A 23716-nucleotide genomic window follows, 5' to 3' on the forward strand; every position below is an offset into this window, starting at 1 on the left:
AAGAAATTCTAACTCAAGAAGAACGCAGGATTTTGAGAAAAAAAGCTGGGAATACAACAGTTACAGTTGAAGATGGAACTGAATACCTTCCTTTAGGAGGTAGCTTTACATCGAGTAAACATCCAGCGCGAGCCATTATAGGTACTGACAGACTTGTCGACAGAGTTAGAGTGCTAGAGCATTGGGTGCTGCATAACGAACAAGTAATAAGACAAGCTTTAGATCTACACAATCGTGACATAGATATTAAGTTAGTATTAGATGAAAACTACATGCCTCAAGTGTTCGAAGTAACAAAAAGAGCACTTCTTAACTTGATACCAAATGACGAAAAAACCATCGCTTAACTGGAATAATTCTGACTTTCAGCCCTTACTTAAACGCATCAGTTTTTTGTTGTTATAGTAAGGGTTGCCCCAAAGTAGTCTGGTGTGATTATCATAGTGGACTAATCCTACGTCTAGCAATTCATCCTTGCCAGTCGCTTAAACATTACCCATGCAACACGCCTCGCCCAAAGGCGTATTGCATAGGGTAAAGCAACATTAAGTAACACATTCACCTTCTTCTCAGCCTTGTGGCTCGCTGCGGCTTGCTTCATGATAAGCCTCACTTCTGATTGATTAACAGAAATCTAAAATTCCTTAATTAAAACAACAGTAGGATTAACCTATGCGACGTCTGTATCCCCTCTGTGCGCTGGCCATGCTCAGTGCCTGTAGTCCGAATTCATCCCAATCCGATGGCAACAGTACTTTGGCTGAACTCAAACCCGTGCAGTTCAATGAAGCACGCTTTAGAAATGATATAAAAGCCCTGTCATCCGATGAATTTGAAGGTCGAGCACCGACTACTCACGGTGAAAAACTCACCTTGGACTATTTGACTAAAGCCTTTACAGAGATGGGACTCAAGGGCGCATACCAAGGCAGCTTTTTACAACCTGTGCCTATGGTCAGCTATACCGCAGATGAAGCGCAGCAAGTCACGCTGGCAGGATTACCCTTTAAATACCGAAAAGATCTGGTGCTCAGCAGTCGTCACGATAACGGTGGCATTAACATTGAGAACGCGCCATTAGTCTTTGTTGGCTATGGAGTGAACGCACCAGAATATGGTTGGAATGATTACCAAGATCTCGACATGAAAGGCAAAATTGCGGTGATCTTAGTCAACGACCCCGGCTTTGCCCGCCCTGACTCGGGTAAGTTCAATGGCAAAGCCATGACCTATTACGGCCGCTGGAGCTATAAGTTTGAAGAGGCCAGCCGTCAAGGCGCCCTTGGTGCACTGATCATCCATGATACTGAGCCCGCCTCTTATCCTTGGTCTGTGGTAGAAAATAGCTGGACTGGGCCACAGCAAGATCTAGTGCTGAGTAAAGCCGAACAAGATAGCCGCATCAAAGTCGAAGGCTGGCTTACATTGGACGCAGCAACCCAGCTGTTTGATAAAGCGGGTTTATCACTGCCGAGCTTGATGGCGCGCGCCGCCGACAGCCCAATCAATGTCCCCCTTGAGCAAACGGCCAGTATCGCCTTTAAAAATAAAGCCGAATACGCGAATAGCTACAACGTAGTCGCCACGCTCCCCGGCAGCACACAAGCCGACGAGCAGATCCTCTACACCGCCCATTGGGATCACATAGGTAAAGACGAGACGAAAGCAGGCGATCAGATTTACAACGGCGCCATGGACAACGCCTCGGGCACTGCCGGCATTCTCGAGGTCGCCAGACAATTAACCGACAATGCGAATCAAGGCCACGGTTTAGCGCGCTCGGTCACCTTTATTGCCACCACAGGTGAAGAACAGGGCTTACTCGGTTCGCGCTATTACGCTGCCAATCCACTTTATCCTATCGACAAAACCGTGGCAGTGCTAAACCTCGACAGCACCAATATCTACGGCAAAACCAAGGATTTTACGATTGTCGGCAAAGGCAAGTCTGAGTTAGAAACTTACCTTATCGATGCGGCAAAACAACAAAACCGCATCGCCATGGGTGAAAAAAATCCCGCTTCGGGCGGTTTCTTCCGTTCAGATCATTTCAGCTTTGCCAAACTGGGCGTCCCAGCCGTCTTTGCCGGCGGCGGTAGCGACCCCGTTGATGAGGCCACGGCTGCTTATAAAACCCAGATGCAAGCCACAATGAAAGGCTGTTATCACAATGTCTGCGATGAATACCATGAAGACTGGGATTTGAGCGGCGCGCTGCAAGATTTGCAAGTCTACTACCAAGTCACGCGCACATTGGGCAACAGCAAAGATTGGCCGGGATACTATCAAGGCACAGAGTTTAATAGCCTGCGCCCAGCCAAAACGACGCTTGTGACAGATGCAAAATAGCAGCTTTTATCAGTGACAGCTTGTGAGAGGCGACTTAGTGAGTCGTCTCTTATTGACGCATGCTAGTCGCACCTGCGAAATAAAGCGCCAGCTGAATAAAGCGCCATCTCAGCCAGCACGGCAAAGCGCCAGACAAGATTGAAAAGCACGTGAACCATTCACGTGCTTTTTTGTTTTCAGCTCACAAACAATGCAGTTATCGCGATAATATCCATCCTGCGACACCATTCTGCATAGGCTTATGCCATTGGTTGATGTCAAACTCGGCGCATTAATTGATTAAAAATAAAACACTTAAGCGAGCCAACTCATTATTTATGGTCTTTTTTAACGGTTTTTCTGTCATCGACACTTTTTTAAAACACATTGTGAATTCCCCAAAACCCCTCACGCCAAATCAGACAATAAAAACAAATCATCAAAAATAACGTAAATTAAATGAATTATTCTCAAATAAAAGCATTAAACATAAACATCTAAATCAACAAAAACACCAATAAACAGATAAAACATCAAAAATAGTGTTTGGCAAATTTATAAATTGCTGGCACATTAAACCTCAATTGAGACATCCTCAAATGACAGACAGTGTGGGAGTTGTACTATGTGTTCAATCTTTTCGATTTTAGATATCCAATCTGATGCCAAAGAACTGCGCCAAGTCGCGCTAGAAATGTCTAAGCTAATGCGCCACCGTGGCCCTGACTGGTCAGGTATTTATGCCAGTGATAAGGCAATTCTTGCCCACGAACGTTTAGCCATTGTTGACATTGAACACGGTGCTCAGCCACTGCTGACCGAAGATGGCAGTTTGATCCTTGCGGTCAACGGCGAAATCTATAACCACAAAGAATTGAAAGCCCAGTTAGGCGATAAGTACAGCTATCAAACCAACTCTGACTGCGAAGTAATCTTGGCGCTGTATCAAGAATATGGCACTGACTTCCTTGATAAATTAAACGGTATCTTCGCCTTTGTGTTATATGACAAAGCCCAGGACAGATACCTTATCGGCCGCGATCACATGGGTATCATCCCGCTATACACAGGCCGTGACGCTGCGGGTAACTTCTATGTTGCCTCTGAAATGAAAGCGCTGATGCCAGTGTGTAAAACGGTAGAAGAGTTCTTACCGGGCCAGTATCTGTATTCAAAAGATGGTGAAGCCGTTAAATACTATAGCCGCGATTGGCAAAGCTATGATGCAGTTAAAGATAACCCAGCCAGCCAAGAAGAATTACGTGACGCATTAGAAGCGGCGGTCAAACGCCAATTAATGTCAGACGTACCCTATGGTGTGTTGCTATCAGGCGGCTTAGATTCATCGATCATTTCCGCCGTGACGCAAACCTTTGCGAAACGCCGCATTGAAGACGATGGCGAAACCAACGCTTGGTGGCCACAGTTGCATTCTTTTGCCGTCGGCCTTGAAGGTGCGCCAGATTTAATCGCTGCCAAAAAAGTCGCAGATGCCATTGGAACTATTCACCATGAGATCCATTTCACCTTCCAAGAAGGCTTAGATGCGATTAAAGAAGTGATCTATCACTTAGAAACCTACGATGTCACCACCATACGTGCCGCGACACCTATGTATTTAATGGCGCGTAAAATCAAAGCCATGGGCATTAAGATGGTGTTATCGGGTGAAGGTGCTGACGAGCTATTTGGCGGCTATTTATACTTCCATAAAGCGCCAAACGCACAGGCATTCCACGAGGAATTAGTCCGCAAACTCGATAAGCTGCATCTGTTCGATTGTCTGCGTGCCAACAAAGCTATGGCCGCTTGGGGATTAGAAGCCCGTGTGCCCTTCCTCGATAAAGAGTTTATGGATGTGGCGATGCGCATCAACCCAGAAGCAAAAATGTCTAAGGATGGTCGTATCGAGAAACACATTCTGCGCCAAGCCTTTGAGCATAAATTGCCAAAAGAAGTGGCGTGGCGTCAAAAGGAACAATTCAGTGACGGCGTAGGCTACTCTTGGATTGACGGTTTGAAAGAACAAGCTGCAGCGCGGGTGGATGATTTACAACTGGCAAACGCGAAATTCCGTTTCCCATACAACACGCCAGAAACCAAAGAAGCCTATTTCTATCGCTGCTTCTTTGAAGAACATTATCCATTGAGCGGCGCCGCTGAAACGGTTCCAGGTGGTAAATCCGTCGCCTGTTCAACGCCAGAAGCGCTGGCTTGGGACGAAAGCTTACGCGGCATTATCGACCCATCGGGCCGAGCAGTACGCTCTGTACACACCTCAAGTTATTAATAGCCTAACGTTAAAGTGCTCAGTTGATAAACTAGGTTAATACGCTAAATTAATAAGCTAAGTGAATCAGCTGGATTGATAAACTGGTTAAGATAGCCAACCACAAAAGCCACCCTAGGGTGGCTTTTGTATTTCGATGCTGTTTACTTTTATTGCTTACTCGTGCACAAAATTGTGTCTTAACTCTAGAATTCAACTAGGCCGACAGCGCACTAAATGGCTTGATTTCAGAGTGAGCTTGAATGTGGGTTTGAGTGTGAGCGTTGGTTTGCACTTGAGTTTGAAAATAAGCATTACTCTGCGTCAACGCCATCGGATCTAAGCTTAAAAACTGCTTTCCGGCATTCATGCCCGCATGGTAATCATGGCGTAAATCGGCATCGGTGCTACCCAACAACTTACTCTGCAAATTTTCAGCGGCAAAAATCTGCACTATCTCCACATCCTCTGGCGGATTAGCGATAAAGTCCAATTCATCCTGATAGGCTTGTTCGTGCTGCACTAAATAATCTATGGTTTTCGGGCAAAAACCAGAAACACAAATCCAAGATTTAAGTTTATGCACCCAAGCCGATTGCGCCTGAAAATCCTCACTCACAGTGCGGATCACCACAATTTTGCGGGCACCACGACGATAGGCCTCACGTACAGGTAAAGGCGCGGCTAAGCCGCCGTCGAGATAAAAATCACTGTCGATACCTTCGCTTGATGCTGCACCGTGAACAGAGGCACTGTTATCAGAGGCGCCATGATCAGCCGCGCCGTTATTACAAGCCTTATCAGTTAGCCAAGGCGTGAGTTTCACCCCTTGTTTATACAAAAATGGCAATGCGCTGGAGGCTTTAAGCAATTCGCGCCACTGGCTTTTACTGCTTGGACTTAAAAAATATCCCTTGCGATCACTGGCATTGGTAGTGGTGATCAGTAGCTGCCGATGACCGAGTGAGGCCGTCGCCGCATTAAGATCTAATTTGAACATCCCTTGTCTAGTCTGCTCAAAATACCAATCTAAATCGACCACATTGCCACCAACTAACCCGCGACCGAGTCGATAGAAGCGTTTATGGCGCGATAAACCGCGGATCAAACGTTTGGCATAACCTTTCTGACGGGCCAAAAAACTGCTGAGATTCTGTGAGCCAGCAGAAGTACCAATAAATAAATCAAAGGGATCGAAGCCGTCATCAAGCCAAGCATCGAGCACGCCTGCGGTGAAAATACCGCGCTGACCACCTCCTTCTGCAATCAGGGCCACCTGTGGGCTAGCGTTAGATTGAGCGTCTTGGGAGGCTAAGTGGCTGAAAGCGTGCATAGTAAAACCTTATCGAATAATTCATATAAGGCGAGTCTAAACAAGCTAAATGAGAAAGGATAACGGATAGAAGCTATCATCTTAATAGGAAAAAACTATTAAGATAGTGTGCAAGCATTAGCCGGTGATGATAACGACAGCAAATACTGGCAGAAATAACGGCAGTGATGAGCAAGGTTAGGCAGGTTAGCTTGTTCGTCATCCTTAACGAACAAGCTGTTTTCACATCAATGCATTAAAACTTATGACTGAGTTCTAACGTGATATTACGCGGCTCACCGGGGAAATGGCCATTACGTTCGCTAAACCCACTGACGGCATATTCTTTGTCGAAGATATTTTTAAGATTTAAGCGAACTTGAGTTTGATCCCACTGAGTCGTCCAGCTCATGTCAAAAATCGTATGGGGCTTCACTATTTGACCATCGAGGCTGAACTGCTCGCCCACATAATCCATACCAAAGGCAATCGCCGAATCGAGTGCATTGATATCGTAACGAGTCCATATCCCCGCTTGATGACGCGGCGCATTGGCAAAGTGCTTACTATCGAAGGTATTGGTTAAACTGTCGTTAGTGACTCCTTTAACCACTTCAGTCTCGTTATAGGCATAGTTTGCCGTAACAGTCAGGTTATCGGTTAAATCCCCCACCAGCGTCCATTCAAGGCCTTGACTGTGTACTTCACCCAAATTAAGTAAAGCGGGAATGCCATCGTCATCGCCAGTATTTAAAGAGTTAGCTTGAGCAACATTTTGTTTTTCAATGCGATATACCGCGAGCGTGGTCATGAACTGGCCATCAAGCCATTCATTTTTCATCCCAAGCTCAATTTGATTGCCCGTTTCTGGATCGAGGAAACCGTCAGCAATATCTTGTGCTTGATCGGTTAAAGATGCTGGATTGAAGCTCTCTGAGTAATTCAAATAAAAGGACATTGAATCGATTGGACGATAATTCAGTCCTGCTCTTGGCGTTATCGCGTTATCGCTGAAGGAGAAACCGGTCTTTTTATCATAGTCATCAAACTGGCTGAAACGCAGACCAGCAATCAATGACCACTGTTCATTAAAGTGCAGATGTTCCTGCACATACACGCCATAGCGGTTAGCGCGAGTGCCATCGGTATTTTTGTCTTGCAGCGTGTAAGTACTTGGGTCAGTTTCACCATAATTAAGGTCAAAAATATTCAGGTTACCCACACCTGTTTTATCCGTCGCCAGCTTGTAGCTGTATTCGGTTTCAACATAGTGATAATCGCCACCGAACAGGAACTCATGTTCAAAACCTAAGGCATCGAATGCATAAACAAAATCATTGGTTAAACTGATTTCATCATTTGCCCGTGCTTGCACTCGGTATTCACGCTTAATGGTGCCATCACCCATAATGGGCTTTTTATTGGCATCTAAGGTCGCCCAACCTCTCGATTCATGATATTGCTGCGTGGAATCATTATTCAGATAACGGATCTGAGTCTTGACAGAGAAGTTATCGGTGAATTGATGATCGAGAATCGATTGCAGCACCAGTGCATCCATCTTCTGGAAGTCACTCTTCTCATTGGCATTATAGGATGGCGCAACAAGGAAATTACCGTCATTATCGACAGGCACGCCGCGCAGTCGATTGCCGCCTAAATCCTGCTTAATGATATCGAAGGTCGTGGTGAGCTTAGTATCATCACTGATTTCGTAGAGTAATCCACCCGCCACTTCAGCATTTTGGCTATCGGCATTATTTCGAAAGCTATCTTCCTGCTGATAATAGGCGCCAAAGCGATAGGCGAGATTGTTGGTTAAGCCGCCGGTCAAATCCAGCGAGCCACCCATCATGTCCTCGCTGCCGGTGCTCAATGTCAGCTCTTTACTCTCAACAAAAGTTGGTTTTTTAGTGACATAGTTGATCATACCGCCGGGTTCACCACCTCCATAAAGTGCCGATGCAGGGCCTTTTAACACTTCAACCCGCTGCACATTAAACAGTTGCGGCACAGAAAATCCCGAATAGGGATCGCCCCTTACCCCATCATAAAAGACGTTGGCATCGTCACGGAAACCGCGAAAGGTCACGCCCGAATAACTGAACTCACTCACGCCAGCGATTGAGCGGTATAAATCAGTAATATTGCGCGCCGCTTGGTCAACAATTAACTGCTCGGTCAGCACTTGCACAGACTGCGGCAATTCCATCACATTGATCGCCGTCTTAGTGCCAACCGTCGTTTCTTTATCGACGTACATTTGCATCGCGCGGCCATGAACGGCAATTCGCTCAGGTGCTGCCAGCTTAACTTGCTCATAGGCTGCAGGCTCAGTCGATGCAGGACTTGCAACGGGTAAGCTCGTAGACAAGGTCTGCTGTGGAGCCTCTTTATCGAGTACGGTTTCAGCGGCGAATGTCGACTGATGTTAAGCGAGTGCAAGTACAATTAATGAGTAGGCGAAACGAGTCTTCACAGAATGTCCCCAGCGCGAGCGCATAAAAATGGCATAAACCAAAGGGTTTACAAATGTATTCAAACGAATTGGCCGTCATTATAAAGAATGATTTACGAATGACAACGATTATCATTTGAATTTACATGAATGTGAAATCTGTTAGGTAAATCCCTAGCGTCAGCTCACATTATCCTTGTGATATTTGGTTATGACTTAAACGAAACAGAGGTTCAGTCGCAAAGACCTTAGATAGAAGTGTTAATGTGGGATAAAAATAAAAACCAGCGACAGTGCGCTGGTTTTTGAGCTGTTCTTAAGCAAGGGCTTAACTCAGCCGATAAGGTGAATGCTTAAAAAATAGCTTCATCCAATTGTGTGAGCATTTCACTCGCCTGCTCAATTTGCTTACGCAGACTGCGACCTTGCACCGCCCAGTAAGCCATATAGAAATCGGCGGTTTTCAATTTAGCTTGGTAAAACGCGGTTTCTTCGGTGCCCTGCTCCAACGCCGCTAATGCAACCGCGGCACTTCTGGCCCACATCCACGCCAGTGCAGTCACGCCGAATAACTCCAGATAAGCCATAGACGCTGCGCCGATAATGTCAGGATTAGTCGCAGCTTGTGCAGCTAAATAACCGCTAGCCTTTTGCAAATCACCCGCACAATCCATTAAACCACTCACGTAAGGTTGCATCGCCGCATTCGTGCTATGTGACTTAATGAACTCAGTCACTAATGCCGACCATTGCTGCATCGCCGCGCCGCGGTCGCTAAGCAATTTACGACCCACTAAATCCAGCGCCTGAATGCCGTTAGTGCCTTCATAAATCAGCGCAATACGGCTATCACGCACAAATTGCTCCATGCCCCACTCATGGATATAACCATGTCCACCAAACACTTGCTGCGCATCCACACAGGCATTAAAACCGCGGTTGGTGATAAAACCTTTCACAACGGGCGTAAACAGGGCTGCTAACTGGGATGCCGCTTTCGCTTTGGCGGGATCGGTATGGCGCTCAGCTTCATCGAGCCACAAAGCTTGTTGTCCAACTAAGGCTCTTGCGCCTTCATTAAAGGCTTTTTGCGACAGCAACATACGGCGCACATCGCCGTGAACCAAAATCGGATCGGCGGCTTTTTCTGGGGCTTTGGCACCGCTTAAAGCGCGGCTCTGTAATCTGTCTTTGGCATAGGCTAACGCATTTTGATAGGCAATCTCAGAGACACCCAGCCCTTGCACGCCCACGCCTAAACGCGCTTGGTTCATCATAGTAAACATGGCGCGCAGTCCTTGGTGCGGCTCGCCAACAAGCTCGCCCAGCGCAGCTTCAAACACCATCACACAGGTGGAGTTACCGTGAATGCCCATCTTATGTTCAAGGCCGCTGGCATATAAAGTGTTCGGCGCGCCTAGGCTACCATCGCCATTCACTAATACTTTAGGTACCGCAAACAGAGATATGCCCTTCACGCCTTCAGGTGCATCCGGCAAGCGGGCTAATACTAAATGCACTATGTTGTCGGTGAGTTGGTGATCGCCTGAGGAGATAAAAATCTTCTCGCCAGTGATAGCAAAAACACCTTCGGATACTGGCACGGCTTTGGTGCGTAATAAGGCTAAGTCGGTCCCGGCGTGGGACTCGGTCAAATTCATTGTCCCAGTCCATTCACCGCTGACCAATTTACTCAAATATTTTTGCTTAAGCGCATCACTGCCGTGGGCATGGATGGCGGCATAGGCGCCATGGGTCAAACCGGGATACATGGCAAAGGCCATATTTGTTGCCGTTTGTATCTCAGTCGCAAAAATCCCCACCACTTCGGGTAGACCTTGGCCGCCATATTCAGGATCGCAGGTCAGCGTTGGCCAGCCATTATCAACAAACTGCTGATAGGCATTATCAAATCCTTCGGGGGTAATCACCCTGCCATCTACCAACTTACAGCCTTGCAGATCGCCGATACTATTGAGCGGCAGCATGACTTCAGTACTAAAGTCAGCCATACCTTGCAGGATAGCATCAACAAGATCTGGATCGATTTCATCGAACCCCTTGAGAGCATCTTGCTGATAAATATGTAACATTTCATTGAGGATAAATTGATAGTCGCGCAGCGGCGCTTGATAGACTGGCATAATCGCTTCCCTTTTCTTGTTAGACTGCAACTCACTAAGTGATCTGACCACTTTAGCTAAATTTGCCGAAAAAGAAAGCACCCCACCAGCCAGCAAAGACTTTTGTTTACACAAACGAACAGCGAAACCGTAAATTGATCGCAACAAAGCCTTATGTTATCGCGGAAAACTTTGTAAGCTAACTGCCTGTTTTTCTGATATGCCAGCAGAGTTAAGGATATTGCTACTATGGGTTCTGTCACTACTAAAAAGCACGCCAACGGGCTCGATTATGTCGAAGTGAATACGGCGTTATGTCAGGCAAGAATTTTTTTGCAGGGCGCGCAAATAGACTATTTTCAACCCGTAGGAAAACCACCTTTACTGTGGGTTTCATCGGCTGACGATTATCAACCCGGTAATGGGATCCGTGGCGGAGTGCCCGTATGCTGGCCTTGGTTTGGCATGAGTAGTGAAGCAAACTTCCCCCAACACGGTTTTGCCCGTACCCGCATTTGGGCGCTGGAATCGGTAGAAATGCGTAATCAGTTAGTGGATTTACGTTTTAGCTTAAAGATCAGTGAGCAAGATAAAATCTATTGGCCGCATAACACTCAGGTCAGCGTGTTATTCACCCTAGGCGACACCCTGAGCATCAGTCTTGTGAATACCAACTTAGGTGATGAAACCGTGACGCTTACCCAAGCGCTGCACAGCTATTTCCCGATTGAGGATATCCACCAACTCAAAGCCAGCGGCTTTAGTGGCTCAAAATACATCGAATTTGCTGAAGGACCTTATCCGCAAACCACGGATGAAGTGCTGTTTGATCGCGAGACAGATCGTGTCTATACCGATCTCAGCCCTGTGCAATTATTGCATACGCCGCAGGGAATAATCGAAGTCAGCCGTGAAAACAGCCAGTCAGCGGTATTATGGAATCCATGGATTGAAAAGTCACGACGCCTTGGCCGGTTTAATCCAGAAGATTATTTGACCATGGTCTGTCTAGAAGCGGCCAATGTTTTAGAAGATAAAGTCGTGCTTGCCCCAAGTGAAACCCACAGTTTAGTGACCCATATTTGCTGGAAAGACTAACGATTTAATATCCTCGTTCTTAAAATCTAGAGCTTAAAATCGAGAGCTTAATTTCTAGTTCTAAATCCTAGCCACAAACGATACACACAAAAATGCCCAGTCCGATTTGCCAACGCAATCGGGACTGGGCATTTTTATCAGTACAAAATCTAAGTTTTATAAGCTTATTTCGCCGATTTCTCTAGGCGCGCTAACAGGCTAGACGTATCCCAACGGTTACCGCCCATGCCCTGCACTTCTGAATAGAATTGATCCACCAAAGCGGTCAATGGCAAGTGTGAACCATTGCGGCGGGCTTCTTCTAAGGCGATGCCTAAATCTTTACGCATCCAATCGACGGCAAAACCAAAATCATAGCTTTGGCCCCACATGGTTTTGTAGCGATTTTCCATTTGCCAGCTTTGCGCCGCGCCTTTACTGATCACTTCAATCACTTTCTCGCCATCAAGACCCGCCTTGCGCGCAAACTGTAATGCTTCCGCCAAACCTTGTACCACACCCGCGATACAAATTTGGTTCACCATCTTAGTTAACTGACCAGCACCGACTTCACCTAAACGCTCAGCGCAGCGGGCAAAAGCTTCAATCACAGGCTTAACACGGGAAAATACAACTTCATCGCCGCCAACCATCACAGTCAACACGCCATTTTCGGCGCCCGCTTGACCGCCCGACACCGGCGCATCGAGGAAATCAACGCCCTTTTCTGCTAACACTTGATGAAGCTCACGGGCAACATCGGCCGAAGCCGTAGTATGGTCAACTAACACTGCGCCCTTTTCCATGCCATAAATAACGCCATCACTCCCTAATACCACTTCACGCAGGTCGTTATCATTGCCCACACAAGTAAACACAATATCTTGACCCTCTGCCGCTTCCTTTGGTGTTGGGCAGCAACGTCCGCCATAGGTGTCGACCCAAGTTTGTGCTTTAGCAAAAGTGCGATTATAAACAGTGACCTCATGGCCTTTGTTCAGTAAATGTCTCGCCATGGGATATCCCATTACGCCCAAACCAATAAATGCGACTTTCGCCATGAAGTGCTCCTCAAATAAGTAAACAAGGTGAATCAATTAAAAATAGCTGAATCGAGTTGTATTTCCTCTGTCCAATATGTTACTGCTAAAACCTCAACAACAAATACTAAAAAAATGCCACTGAGTGTTTCAATCTATAGGGTCAATTACGGATGCTTATTTAGGGGAATGGGCAGTAAAAATAATGGCGGAAGTGTAGCATTCATTCCGCATAGCGTCAGGTTGAAATCGGCCCCACAGGCAAACGCACTTTTCGACAGAGACAACAAAGGCGCAATAAGCGCCTTTGTTGATGTAATTTATGGGGCTATTTCACCACATGGGCTTCCATTTCGGCGCCAATCTTTTTACGCATTTCCATCAAGCGCAGTGCAGAATCGCGCAAATGAATATCATGTTCCGTCTGTGGTACCCACTCAGGCACTGGCGTTGGCTGGCCGTGTTCGTCAACAGCCACCATGATCACAATACAGTGGGTAGTCAAATGACGCTCGGAAACCTTAGGATCGCCTGCGCGCACATCGATACCGATATGCATAGAAGTTTTACCCGTATAAATCACCTTAGCGCTGACTTCGACTATATTGCCCACTAAAATGGGTTGCACAAAACGAATCCCGCCCGCATAGGCAGTAATACAATATTTACCACTCCAACCCGCTGCACAGGCATAGGCCGCGAGATCGATCCACTTCATCACAGCACCGCCGTGAACTTTACCACCAAAATTTACATCCGCAGGCTCTGACAAAAATCTCAGGGTGCTTTGTCTATCGATACCAGCCATATAACCTCAACTTATTCAGCCACTGTGGCTCAATGTCTTCGCGCAATAAGCTGAGTTTACGATAGAAATCCCCAATAGCGTAAAGATAATTACGATTGGCCTCGCCAAAAAATTCGATTTAACCAAAGTGACTAATAAGCACGCAGCAAAGCAGTAAACTCGGTAGGGCTAAGCGGTAAAGCCATAGCTGTAGCCCGCTGCTGACAAAGCGAGTGCCCTTTGCAAAAGTGTACACACCTAAGCCAAGCATGAAGTAACCCAGCACTTCAAGACCCGAGGACATATTACTGCCGCCACCGACATTAATCGCCGTCACCAATAAGGCAAACCAGACGACCACGTAAGCGGCGATTGCTAAGGTAAAAGTCTTGATCCCTATGTCCATGTTAGGATGCCAAACTTTAAATTCACCGCGGATCAACTCGGTCAGATTAGCCGTTAATGCGCCGATGAGGGGGACAAGCGGGATCACCGCAGGGTTTAACATGACACACTCCATCAAGATTAAATATATCTGTCATTATCTGTGGCCAATAGAATTAAACAAGCTTGATGAACAAAGGTTAACACTGTGGATATCATAGAGTTACAAAGTGACTTCGCTCACAATGAAAGCGTGAAATAGCGGCATTCAAATCACAATACCGATAGATTTTACCCATAAAAAATGCGCCCTCAGGCGCATTTTTTCACTGTTTTTTACATCACAAGTAAGTGTTTTACACTTTCTTGAACAGTAATGAACCGTTAGTCCCACCAAAACCGAAGGAGTTACACAGGGCGTAATCCATCTTCACGTCACGGGCAGTATGAGCGACAAAGTCTAAATCACAACCTTCATCCGGATTATCCAAGTTAATGGTTGGCGGTACAGCTTGGTCGCGCAGTGCTAATAAAGTGAAAATCGCTTCAACTGCACCAGCAGCACCTAATAGGTGACCCGTCATCGATTTAGTCGAGCTAACCAGTACTTTATAAGCGTGGTCGCCAAATACAGACTTAACCGCTGCCGCTTCCGCTTTATCACCTGCTGGCGTCGACGTACCATGGGCATTGATATAACCAATTTGCTCCAGTGATAACTTAGCATCATTAATAGCATTGACCATAGCCGCCGCAGCACCTGCACCGTCGCTTGGAGGCGATGTCATGTGGAACGCATCACCGCTCATACCAAAACCGACTAACTCGCCGTAAATGGTCGCACCGCGCGCTTTAGCGTGTTCGTACTCTTCCATCACCATCACGCCCGCACCGTCACCGATCACAAAACCATCACGGTCTTTATCCCATGGACGGCTCGCCGCAGTCGGATCGTCATTGCGTGTCGATAATGCTTTCGCAGCACCAAAACCTGCCACGCCTAAAGGAGAAGTGACATCCTCAGCACCGCCGGCCACCATCACGTCGGCATCGCCATAGGCAATGGTACGCGCTGCAAAACCGATATTGTGCACGCCTGTAGTACAAGCGGTCGTCACGGCAAAATTGGGGCCTTTCATGCCAAACATGATCGACAAGTGGCCCGAAATCATATTGATGATAGTGCTAGGTACAAAGAAAGGAGAAACCTTACGCGGACCACCATTCATCAAGGCGCTATGCCCTTGTTCAATCAACCACATGCCGCCCATACCGGCACCAATAGCCGTACCGACACGACCAGGGTTTTCTTTGCTCATATCCAGACCTGAGTCTTGGATAGCTTGGATGCCAGCTGCCATACCGTATTGAATAAAGAGGTCCATCTTACGGGCGTCTTTTTTCGTTACGTATTGCTCAACATCGAAATCTTTTACTGAACCACTGAAACGAGTGGTAAATTCACTGGCATCAAATTTGGTTATCGGTGCAATACCACTCTTACCCGAAAGCAAAGCCTTCCAAGTAGTATCGACAGTATTGCCCACTGGAGTTACTAACCCCAAACCGGTTACCACTACACGACGTTTAGACACGGCAGTCACCTTTAAATGCTAAATTTGTTAGTTCTGATAGATAAAACAAGATTTTCTATCATTAGACAATTTCTTAAATAACGTTTATTTAGAAAAATTCGCCAATCTGCGGCGAGCATCTCGTGGATAACAATTAAAACACGATCCAGAGACGATTGAATGGCACGGGGGCAGAATTTGACGGGGGTAAAACAAAAACAGGCGGCAAAAATGCCGCCTGTCTTCAAGAATTCAGAATTACTGATTCTTAGAAACGTAGTCGATCGCTGCTTGAACAGTAGTGATCTTTTCAGCTTCTTCATCAGGGATCTCGGTATCAAACTCTTCTTCCAGAGCCATAACCAACTCAACAGTGTCCAGAGAATCTGCACCCAGATCGTCAACGAAAGATGCCGCTGGCTTAACGTCTTCTTCTTTAACGCCCAGTTGCTCTACAATGATTTTCTTTACACGTTCTTCGATGTTGCTCATTAGTTTTCTTTCCTATTCAAATTACGCACTTGCGTAAGATTGCGAGTAGTTTATTAGATTTGGCTGACAATGCAAGCTTAGTTTTCGTGGTCTAACCACGAAATTTCACTATCAATTGATACAGATCACTACTCAGTTGCGACAGAAATCCCTGCCATTCGCCCTTAAACCATGTACATGCCGCCATTCACATGCAAAGTTTCGCCTGTGATGTAAGCGGCTGAGTCCGAGGCCAAGAAGAGCACTGCGTTCGCAATTTCTTGCGCTTGCCCTAATCGTTCCATCGGAACCTGTGACATGATAGCTTTTTGCTGCTCTTCGGTCAGCTCATCTGTCATATCGGTCTGGATAAATCCAGGAGCGATAGCATTAACTGTAATTTGACGAGATGCAACCTCTCTTGCAAGAGATTTTGTAAATCCAATCAAACCCGCCTTTGCTGCCGAGTAGTTAACTTGACCTGCATTGCCCATGGTGCCTACCACTGAACCGATATTGATGATTCGGCCAAAGCGCTTTTTCATCATGGTACGCATCACAGGTTTTGATAGTCTAAATAACGATGTCAGGTTAGTGTCGATAATATCCTGCCATTCATCATCTTTCATCCGCATCAGCAGATTATCACGGGTTATACCCGCGTTGTTGACTAGAATATCAACATCACCGGCTTTTTCTTTGATCGAGGCGAATAAATGTGTAACAGATTCACTATCTGTGACATTAAGCACTAAACCAAAACCTTTGTCACCCAGATATTCTTGGATCGCCGCAGCGCCCTTCTCACTGGTTGCGGTTCCAATAACAACGGCACCGGCTTCGACCAGTGTCTCAGCGATCGCACGGCCAATACCACGGCTCGCACCTGTCACCAAAGCCACTTTGCCTGTTAAATTCAGGTTGAAACTCATACAAACTCCTTACTCAGTTAATGCTGCTAATGAAGCAACATCATTAACCGCTTGGGCTGATAGTGATTTATTAATTCGTTTTGCTAATCCTGTCAATACTTTACCAGGACCACATTCCACCAGTTGGGTAATGCCTTTTTGGGCCATTAGCTCAACAGTTTCGCTCCAGCGGACAGGACAATATAACTGACGTACTAATGCATCTTTAATGTCATCAGCAGAGGTGGGTGATGCCACATCAACGTTATTAATCACAGTAATCGTTGGGGCATTAAACTGTACATCATTTAATGCCACGGCCAGTTTATCCGCCGCAGGTTTCATTAATGCGCAGTGTGATGGCACGCTGACAGGTAACGCTACCGCCATTTTAGCGCCCGCAGCTTTACAAGCCGCTGCTGCACGTTCAACCGCGTCTTTTTGACCCGCGATAACCACTTGACCTGGGCTGTTGAAGTTAACTGGGCTCACCACGTCGCCTTGAGCCGCTTCGGCACAAGCATTCGCAATACCCTCGTTATCTAAACCGATAATGGCATACATAGCGCCTGTGCCAGCAGGAACCGCTTGCTGCATCAGTTGACCGCGTAATTCCACCAACTTAATCGCGTCTTTAAAATCCATGACTCCGGCGCACACTAAAGCAGAATACTCGCCTAAGCTGTGACCTGCCAACATGGCTGGCATAGGTTTGCCTGAAGCCACGTAGGCACGCCAAATCGCCACACTCGCCGCTAATAGGGCTGGCTGGGTTTTATCGGTTTCATTTAAGCTTTCAACAGGACCTTGCTGAACCAATGACCACAAATCATAACCTAAGACGTCACTCGCCTCGGCAAAGGTTTGCCCGACAACGGCGTGTGATTCGGCAAGCTCGGCTAACATGCCGAGGGCTTGTGAACCTTGGCCTGGAAATACAAAAGCAACATTTTCCATATTCAAATTACCTATGGCTTACTTAATTTATTGAAAAATCATGTGGAAAACACATGTAGAACTTAGAAGCGAATGAGCGCACTGCCCCACGCAAAACCGGCACCGAAGGCTTCAAGCAGCAGGAGTTGTCCACGCTGAATCCGGCCATCACGCACGGCTTCATCTAATGCGATAGGCACAGATGCTGCTGAGGTATTACCGTGTTTAGCTAAGGTCAATACAACTTTATCAAGACTCATATCGAGCTTTTTGGCGGTAGCATTAATAATACGGAAGTTAGCTTGATGTGGCACTAACCAATCAATTTCTGACTTATCGATATTGTTGATGCGCAGCGTCTCAGTCACAACATGGGACAATTGAGTCACTGCCACTTTAAAGACATCGTTACCTTTCATGGTCATAAAACCGACCGCTTCAGAGGTTTCGCCTTGGCGTGGTGGGAAAGCGCATTTCAATAAGTCGCCTTGGCGACCATCGGCATAAATGTGGGTAGAAATGATCCCTGGCGTTTCAGATGCACCAATCACAACGGCACCCGCACCATCACCAAATAAAATAATCGTTGAACGATCTTCTGGCTCACATAGGCGAGACAGTACATCGGCGCCAATTACTAAGACTTTTTTAGCCGCGCCCGTTTTTACAAATTGATCGGCAACAGATAAAGCATAAACAAAGCCTGAACAAGCCGCAGCGATGTCAAATGCTGGAATGGTATGCACGCCAAGCATGGCTTGGATTTCACAGGCCGCAGCCGGAAAAGCATTTGGTGCACTGGTGGTGCCGCAAACGATCATGTCTAAGTCTGATGCTTCTATGCCAGCCATTTCCAGCGCTTTGAGTGCCGCTTGGTAGCCCATAGTTGAAACGGTTTCATCGAAGGCCGCAATGCGACGTTCTGATATACCTGTACGTTCAACAATCCATTGGTCAGTGGTTTCCACCATTTTTTCCAAATCTTGATTGCTACGCACCTGCACTGGTAGATAACTACCAGTTCCGAGAATTTTTGTATGCATAAGGAGGGATCAGTTATTTATATCTAAAAGAATCGACTCCAAACGATCTTTTATCATTTCAGGGAGTCGACGTTGAGCTTCCGTTACTGCCAAACTAATTGCTTGTAAATAGGCAGTTTCATCCGCATTTCCATGGCTTTTTACAACTATTCCGCGCAATCCTATCAGACTTGCACCGTTATAGTGGTCGGGGTTCATCTGACTAAGGACCGCCTGAATACGTGGGGCGATAAGTTTAGCCAGAAAACGAACAAATAAACCTTGGGTTAGTCCCCGTTTTAACTGATGTACCAATAATTTGGCAATGCCTTCAGAGGTTTTAAGCGTGATGTTACCCACAAACCCATCACAAACAATGACATCCACATTACCGGAGTAGATTTCATCCCCTTCAATAAAACCCGTGTAATTGATTTGTTCTGTGTGTTGCAGTAACTGCGCCGCTTGCTGAACTTGATCGTTACCTTTAATCTCTTCAATGCCCACATTGAGCAAAGCGACTTTTGGCCGAGATTTCTTATCTACCGCTTCGCACAGGACTGAGCCCATCACAGCAAATTGAAATAAGGTTTCCGAGTCACAGGAAATATTCGCGCCCAAATCCAACAAATAAACCGGTTTTTGAGTCACCGCAGGTAAACAACTGACTAATGCGGGTCGATCAACACCAGGCAAGGTCTTCAGCAATACTTTCGCCATTGCCATTAACGCACCTGTGTTACCGGCACTCACACACGCTTGCGCGCGGTCGTCACGCACTAACTCAATCGCCAATCGCATGGAACTGTTTTTACGTGTACGCAAAGCATGCACAGGTCGATCGGACATACTAACGACTTCATCGGTATGAATGATTTCTATGCGTGAAAGTAGATTTGCTTCGGTTTGACGTAGATAGACATCAATTTCAGTCTTGTCTCCGACTAAAATGATTTTAAGAAAAGAATGTAATTTTAGTGCCCGCAAGGCTGCAGGCACCGTGACGTGGGGGCCATGATCACCACCCATTGCATCTAACGCAAGCGTCAGATTCGTCATTAGGAAACCAACAAATTACTTGTTGATTACCTTTTTACCGCGATAGAAGCCATCTGCAGTCACATTGTGACGCATATGGATTTCACCGCTGGTAGCGTCTACAGACAGCTGAGCAGTGCTCAGTGCGTCATGTGAACGGCGCATTCCGCGCTTTGAACGTGATTTTTTGTTCTGTTGTACAGCCATTGGCCTGTCTCCTAGATTACTTGCTCTTCAGTTTTTCTAACACTGCAAACGGATTTGGACGCTCCTCTTGAGCGGGTTCGATCTCGCCTACAACCATGTCTTTAGATCCCGCACTGCAATCAATTTCTTGATGCATTGGGATTATCGGCATAGCGACTATCAATTCATCTTCGATCAATTGATGTAGACGCACTTCGCCAATTTCATTGCACTCAATTGGGTCATACGCATCCGGGAGCTCATCGATTTCTGCCTTAGTCCGGCATGGACCGAAGCAAAACTCGACCGTAACCTCAGTGGTAAATAGTGTCATGCAACGTTGACATATCAGAGTGAGCTCCGTCACAGCCTTCCCTTTCAGGTAGACTATCCCCTGTAAATCTACGCCACATTCAAGCGACACTGCCACATCGGAACAGTCGCCGGCACATAACTCATTTAATCTTTTCAATTGCTGCCCAGGCACTATCCCCTGATAAGAGGAGCAGCTCGAGGCGGCGCGGATAGGATCAATTGAAACCGGTATCTTTACTGTTTGCATAAGGCGCGCATATTATAGTTTGAAAACGCTAGAGTCAAAGAAAAATTACTAACTTAAGTCCCAGTTTGCGACTTAAGCCTTTCTCCAGCCCCAACATTGAAATTGACGGAAGCGAAATAGTACCCAAGCACGAGGTCGCATACAAGCATAAGCCGACTAAAATAGTCGCATTCGCTGAAAAGAAACCGTAAAAGACGAAACTCTTGCACTCTCTAGCGCAGATTGGTCACAATATGAGTCACTCTTTTGCGGATATCCTATTATGCCAACCCCATTAATCTTAGCTTCGACCTCTGTATACCGACAATCTTTACTGCAGAAACTCGGTCTTCCCTTCGAATGCTGTAATCCTGATATTGACGAAACAGCGTATATCGATGAATCGGCCCATGCCTTAGTGCTTCGACTAGCCAAAGCAAAAGCCGTCGCAGGTGCAGAACAATTCCCCGATGGGCTGATTATTGGCTCCGATCAAGTTGCCGTCATTGATGGCAAGATTATCGGTAAACCCCATGATTTTGACAATGCCGTCGCGCAGCTCATCCAAGCCTCTGGCAAGGCCATCACCTTTTATACTGGTCTTGCACTCTATAATGCCGAAACGGGCGCCATGGCCGCCGAGGTTGAACCCTTTACGGTTCATTTCAGGCATCTTAGCCATGCGCAGATTGTCGCCTACATAGAAAAAGAAGAGCCCTACTACTGCGCGGGCAGTTTTAAGAGTGAAGGCTTAGGCATAGCCTTATTTACCGAGCTTGAAGGTCGCGATCCGAATACCTTAGTTGGCTTACCACTGATATTACTGACAGAAATGCTGTTGGCCCAAGGTGTAGACGTTCTCGCTTAACCGGCTTACACGTTAGCTTATTCGTTTACTGAGGTTTTGCTCAGCGTGCTCTGTTTATTAAATCGATTAAGCGCACCCAAAAATGCCGAGCAGCAGATTCGTTTCATTGACGAAAAGATGGGACGTAAATAAAGCTAACCAGCAAGTACTCATGCGTAGCGGCATGTATTGCCGCTTCAGCATTAAATAGCAGTGCTAGAGGTATTGCAGCAATTGCGCAGGAGAGTCAATCAAAGCGATAGGTCCTGCTTGCAGTAACTTTTCGGCACTGTGGGCGCCATAGGTCACGCCAATACTATCAATTCCAGCATTGGCCGCCATGGTCAAATCCAGCAGAGAATCACCCACCATTAGGGCTCGGTTCGGGGCAATATTCAATTCTTTCAGCAAACTTGAGATCATTTCAGGATGGGGTTTACTGTGCACTTCATCAGCGCAGCGTGACGCAACAAAGTATCGACCTAAGCCCGTTTGCGCAAAAACGCGGTCAAGTCCCGCACGGGCCTTACCGGTTGCAACGGCTAATTGATAACCTTGAGCATGTAACTCATCGATTAAAATAGGTGCTTGTGCAAAGAGTGGCGTTGGCGTGGTGTCTAAATGCAAATATTGTGCTTTAAACTCGGCGCGCATCTGCTGATATTGATCATCTTCGCCTTGGCTGAATGCATTTTTAGGATGCTGATGCTGAGAATAGGCAGAAGAAGCGCTGAGATTGAGCCCCTGTGGAAACAGGACTCGCAGCGCTTCTGTCATAGAAAGACCGATGATATCACGAATATCGCTTTCGGTTGGGATAGGTAACCGCAATGCCTTAGCCATATTTTCAATACAGGTGATAATTTTACCAATGGAGTCCATCAGAGTGCCATCCCAATCGAAAATTACTAAATCGTATTGCTTTGTCTTCATCCTTGAAACCTATCCCCGTCGATTACGCACGCTTTAACTTATCGAGTAATTGCGACAAATTTTCATCTAAAGGCGCTGAAACCCGCATCACTTCATCATTTTCTGGATGAATGAACATCAATTCAGCCGCATGTAAAAAGAGTCGAGTTAAACCTAATGCACGCATGCTATCGTCAAACCCTTGCTCGCTGTACTTATCATCACAGGCGATAGGATGGCCAGCAAATTGGCAATGCACCCGAATTTGATGAGTACGTCCAGTGACTGGGCTTGCCTTTACTAAAGTACAACCTTGGTAACGCTGCATAATTTTAAAGCGTGTTTCTGAAGGCTTACCCTCAGCATTAACACGCACTATGCGCTCACCGGATTTTAGGGTGATTTTTAATAAAGGCTGTTTAACGGCTTTATCTTGAGCAGACCATTCACCTTTCACTAAAGCCAAATAGTCTTTCTGCATCTTTTTATATCGAAGCTGATCATGCAGATGTTTAAGCGCACTACGTTTTTTCGCCACCAACAACACACCCGAAGTATCTTTATCGAGACGATGTACTAACTCTAAAAACTTCTGTTGAGGGCGCAGCGAACGCAATGCCTCAATCACACCGTAATCGACACCACTACCGCCATGCACAGCAATGCCTGCAGGTTTATTCAACACGATCAAATGATTGTCTTCGTGCAGAATACGGTCTTCGAGTTGCGAAACTTTGCTTAAGTTCGCCGATGGCGCGGTACGATTATCTGGCTCTGCCACTCGGACAGGCGGAATACGCACTATGTCGCCAATCTGCAATTTATACTCGGGTTTGATGCGTTTCTTATTTACTCGAACCTCGCCCTTGCGGACAATCCGATAGATCATGCTTTTCGGCACGCCCTTCAGCTTGGTCATTAAGTAGTTATCGATACGCTGTTCGAAGTGATCTTCATCAATCGTGATCAACTGAACCTGTTGTGGGGTGGATTCTATATTCATGATGCGCCATCTAATTATAACGGTCGCCATTGTACAACAACTGAGAAGAATAGTGCCTTTCCATTGCTGAATTTTTTGATTATTGCTATATTTCACCAGCGATTAGGGATAAGCCGTGAATAAAGTGTTCACAACGCCCTGATCCCAAGCGGAAAATTTAACGGATAAAAAAACACTTTCCTGATAGCAAGTCATTGATTTGCAAATCGTATAATAAGTAAAAATACCACAAATGCGTTTTTTACGATTAAATCGAGAAAGTCGCCTTACTTTAATAAGGTTTACCCTAGATTTTCCTCCCCCGATTTCGAAGGATATTTTAACTTGTCGTCAGACAAACCGATTCGACTTGGGCATTACCGGAAAGAAACTAAAGAATTTATGGGGTTGGTTGATGTTTTACAACGAATTCCTTGTTTTTGTAATCATTAAAAAATAAGCCATAAATAGGATGCGACACGCAGCGACTGCGTCTAACAGCAATGCGCATCTCTTGC

Annotated in this window: 21 protein-coding genes; 5 read left to right on the forward strand and 16 right to left on the reverse strand. The window is 46.3% G+C overall.

Going from position 1 to position 23716, the window contains the following annotated elements:
- The 3 genes from Q4Q57_RS18925 to asnB form a co-directional block, all read left to right on the forward strand.
- On the forward strand, window positions 1–347 hold a 347-nt coding region (locus Q4Q57_RS18925; protein WP_311891710.1), incomplete at its 5' end, for a hypothetical protein.
- Between the two features lie 325 nt (window positions 348–672).
- A complete protein-coding gene (locus Q4Q57_RS18930; RefSeq protein WP_311891711.1) occupies window positions 673–2349 on the forward strand; it encodes a M28 family metallopeptidase in 1677 nt (558 codons plus the stop codon).
- A 604-nt stretch (window positions 2350–2953) separates the two neighbouring features.
- Entirely contained in the window at window positions 2954–4618 is a 1665-nt protein-coding gene (gene asnB / locus Q4Q57_RS18935) for an asparagine synthase B (RefSeq protein ID WP_006087458.1), read from the forward strand.
- Between the two features lie 196 nt (window positions 4619–4814).
- Here asnB and Q4Q57_RS18940 read toward each other — a convergent pair whose 3' ends face one another.
- The 3 genes from Q4Q57_RS18940 to Q4Q57_RS18950 all read right to left on the reverse strand — a co-directional run bounded on the left by Q4Q57_RS18940 (window position 4815) and on the right by Q4Q57_RS18950 (window position 10511).
- Window positions 4815–5930, reverse strand: a complete 1116-nt coding sequence (locus Q4Q57_RS18940) for a patatin family protein (RefSeq protein ID WP_311891712.1) — start codon at window positions 5928–5930, stop codon at window positions 4815–4817.
- 235 nt (window positions 5931–6165) lie between these two features.
- Complete coding sequence (locus tag Q4Q57_RS18945; protein ID WP_311891713.1) at window positions 6166–8283, reverse strand: TonB-dependent receptor; 2118 nt, start codon at window positions 8281–8283, stop codon at window positions 6166–6168.
- A 437-nt stretch (window positions 8284–8720) separates the two neighbouring features.
- Complete coding sequence (locus Q4Q57_RS18950; protein WP_311891714.1) at window positions 8721–10511, reverse strand: acyl-CoA dehydrogenase C-terminal domain-containing protein; 1791 nt, start codon at window positions 10509–10511, stop codon at window positions 8721–8723.
- Between the two features lie 228 nt (window positions 10512–10739).
- On the opposite strand from Q4Q57_RS18950, the gene Q4Q57_RS18955 reads away from it, so the two are divergent.
- Window positions 10740–11588 (forward strand): D-hexose-6-phosphate mutarotase, encoded by an 849-nt coding sequence (locus Q4Q57_RS18955; protein WP_311891715.1) that lies wholly within the window; start codon window positions 10740–10742, stop codon window positions 11586–11588.
- A gap of 164 nt (window positions 11589–11752) precedes the next feature.
- Here the strand turns inward: Q4Q57_RS18955 and Q4Q57_RS18960 are convergent, their stop codons facing one another.
- From Q4Q57_RS18960 to yceD, 11 genes are all read right to left on the reverse strand, one after another.
- On the reverse strand, window positions 11753–12628 hold the full coding sequence (locus Q4Q57_RS18960) for an NAD(P)-dependent oxidoreductase (protein WP_311891716.1): 876 nt from the start codon (window positions 12626–12628) through the stop codon (window positions 11753–11755).
- A 307-nt stretch (window positions 12629–12935) separates the two neighbouring features.
- Window positions 12936–13415 carry an acyl-CoA thioesterase gene (locus tag Q4Q57_RS18965; protein WP_006081234.1) on the reverse strand — a complete coding sequence of 160 codons (480 nt, stop codon included), beginning with the start codon at window positions 13413–13415 and terminating at the stop codon, window positions 12936–12938.
- A 118-nt stretch (window positions 13416–13533) separates the two neighbouring features.
- Window positions 13534–13902, reverse strand: coding sequence for a hypothetical protein (locus tag Q4Q57_RS18970; protein ID WP_311891717.1), 369 nt, complete (start codon window positions 13900–13902; stop codon window positions 13534–13536).
- A gap of 232 nt (window positions 13903–14134) precedes the next feature.
- Complete coding sequence (gene fabF, locus Q4Q57_RS18975; RefSeq protein WP_006087466.1) at window positions 14135–15373, reverse strand: beta-ketoacyl-ACP synthase II; 1239 nt, start codon at window positions 15371–15373, stop codon at window positions 14135–14137.
- 237 nt (window positions 15374–15610) lie between these two features.
- A complete protein-coding gene (acpP, locus tag Q4Q57_RS18980; protein WP_006081231.1) occupies window positions 15611–15844 on the reverse strand; it encodes an acyl carrier protein in 234 nt (77 codons plus the stop codon).
- Window positions 15845–16008: 164 nt separating this feature from the next.
- A complete protein-coding gene (fabG, locus tag Q4Q57_RS18985) occupies window positions 16009–16755 on the reverse strand; it encodes a 3-oxoacyl-ACP reductase FabG (protein WP_006081230.1) in 747 nt (248 codons plus the stop codon).
- A 9-nt stretch (window positions 16756–16764) separates the two neighbouring features.
- Window positions 16765–17691 carry an ACP S-malonyltransferase gene (fabD, locus tag Q4Q57_RS18990; protein ID WP_259523701.1) on the reverse strand — a complete coding sequence of 309 codons (927 nt, stop codon included), beginning with the start codon at window positions 17689–17691 and terminating at the stop codon, window positions 16765–16767.
- Between the two features lie 62 nt (window positions 17692–17753).
- Entirely contained in the window at window positions 17754–18713 is a 960-nt protein-coding gene (locus tag Q4Q57_RS18995) for a beta-ketoacyl-ACP synthase III (RefSeq protein WP_006081228.1), read from the reverse strand.
- Window positions 18714–18722: 9 nt separating this feature from the next.
- On the reverse strand, window positions 18723–19751 hold the full coding sequence (gene plsX / locus Q4Q57_RS19000; protein WP_220592683.1) for a phosphate acyltransferase PlsX: 1029 nt from the start codon (window positions 19749–19751) through the stop codon (window positions 18723–18725).
- A gap of 15 nt (window positions 19752–19766) precedes the next feature.
- Complete coding sequence (gene rpmF / locus Q4Q57_RS19005; RefSeq protein ID WP_006081226.1) at window positions 19767–19937, reverse strand: 50S ribosomal protein L32; 171 nt, start codon at window positions 19935–19937, stop codon at window positions 19767–19769.
- Between the two features lie 16 nt (window positions 19938–19953).
- Window positions 19954–20478: a 23S rRNA accumulation protein YceD gene (gene yceD, locus Q4Q57_RS19010; protein ID WP_106650215.1), complete on the reverse strand. Its 525-nt coding sequence runs from the start codon at window positions 20476–20478 to the stop codon at window positions 19954–19956.
- A 262-nt stretch (window positions 20479–20740) separates the two neighbouring features.
- Between yceD and Q4Q57_RS19015 the strand changes: the two genes are divergently transcribed.
- Complete coding sequence (locus tag Q4Q57_RS19015; RefSeq protein ID WP_311891718.1) at window positions 20741–21325, forward strand: nucleoside triphosphate pyrophosphatase; 585 nt, start codon at window positions 20741–20743, stop codon at window positions 21323–21325.
- 195 nt (window positions 21326–21520) lie between these two features.
- Here the strand turns inward: Q4Q57_RS19015 and Q4Q57_RS19020 are convergent, their stop codons facing one another.
- Window positions 21521–22237: an HAD-IA family hydrolase gene (locus Q4Q57_RS19020; RefSeq protein WP_311891719.1), complete on the reverse strand. Its 717-nt coding sequence runs from the start codon at window positions 22235–22237 to the stop codon at window positions 21521–21523.
- 22 nt (window positions 22238–22259) lie between these two features.
- The gene (gene rluC / locus Q4Q57_RS19025) at window positions 22260–23219 is read right to left on the reverse strand and encodes a 23S rRNA pseudouridine(955/2504/2580) synthase RluC (protein ID WP_105252860.1); all 960 of its coding nucleotides are present in this window, start codon (window positions 23217–23219) and stop codon (window positions 22260–22262) included.
- Between the last annotated feature and the right edge of the window lie 497 nt (window positions 23220–23716).

It is taken from the genome of Shewanella sp. SP2S2-6, from assembly GCF_031931965.1.
Lineage (GTDB): Bacteria > Pseudomonadota > Gammaproteobacteria > Enterobacterales > Shewanellaceae > Shewanella > Shewanella baltica.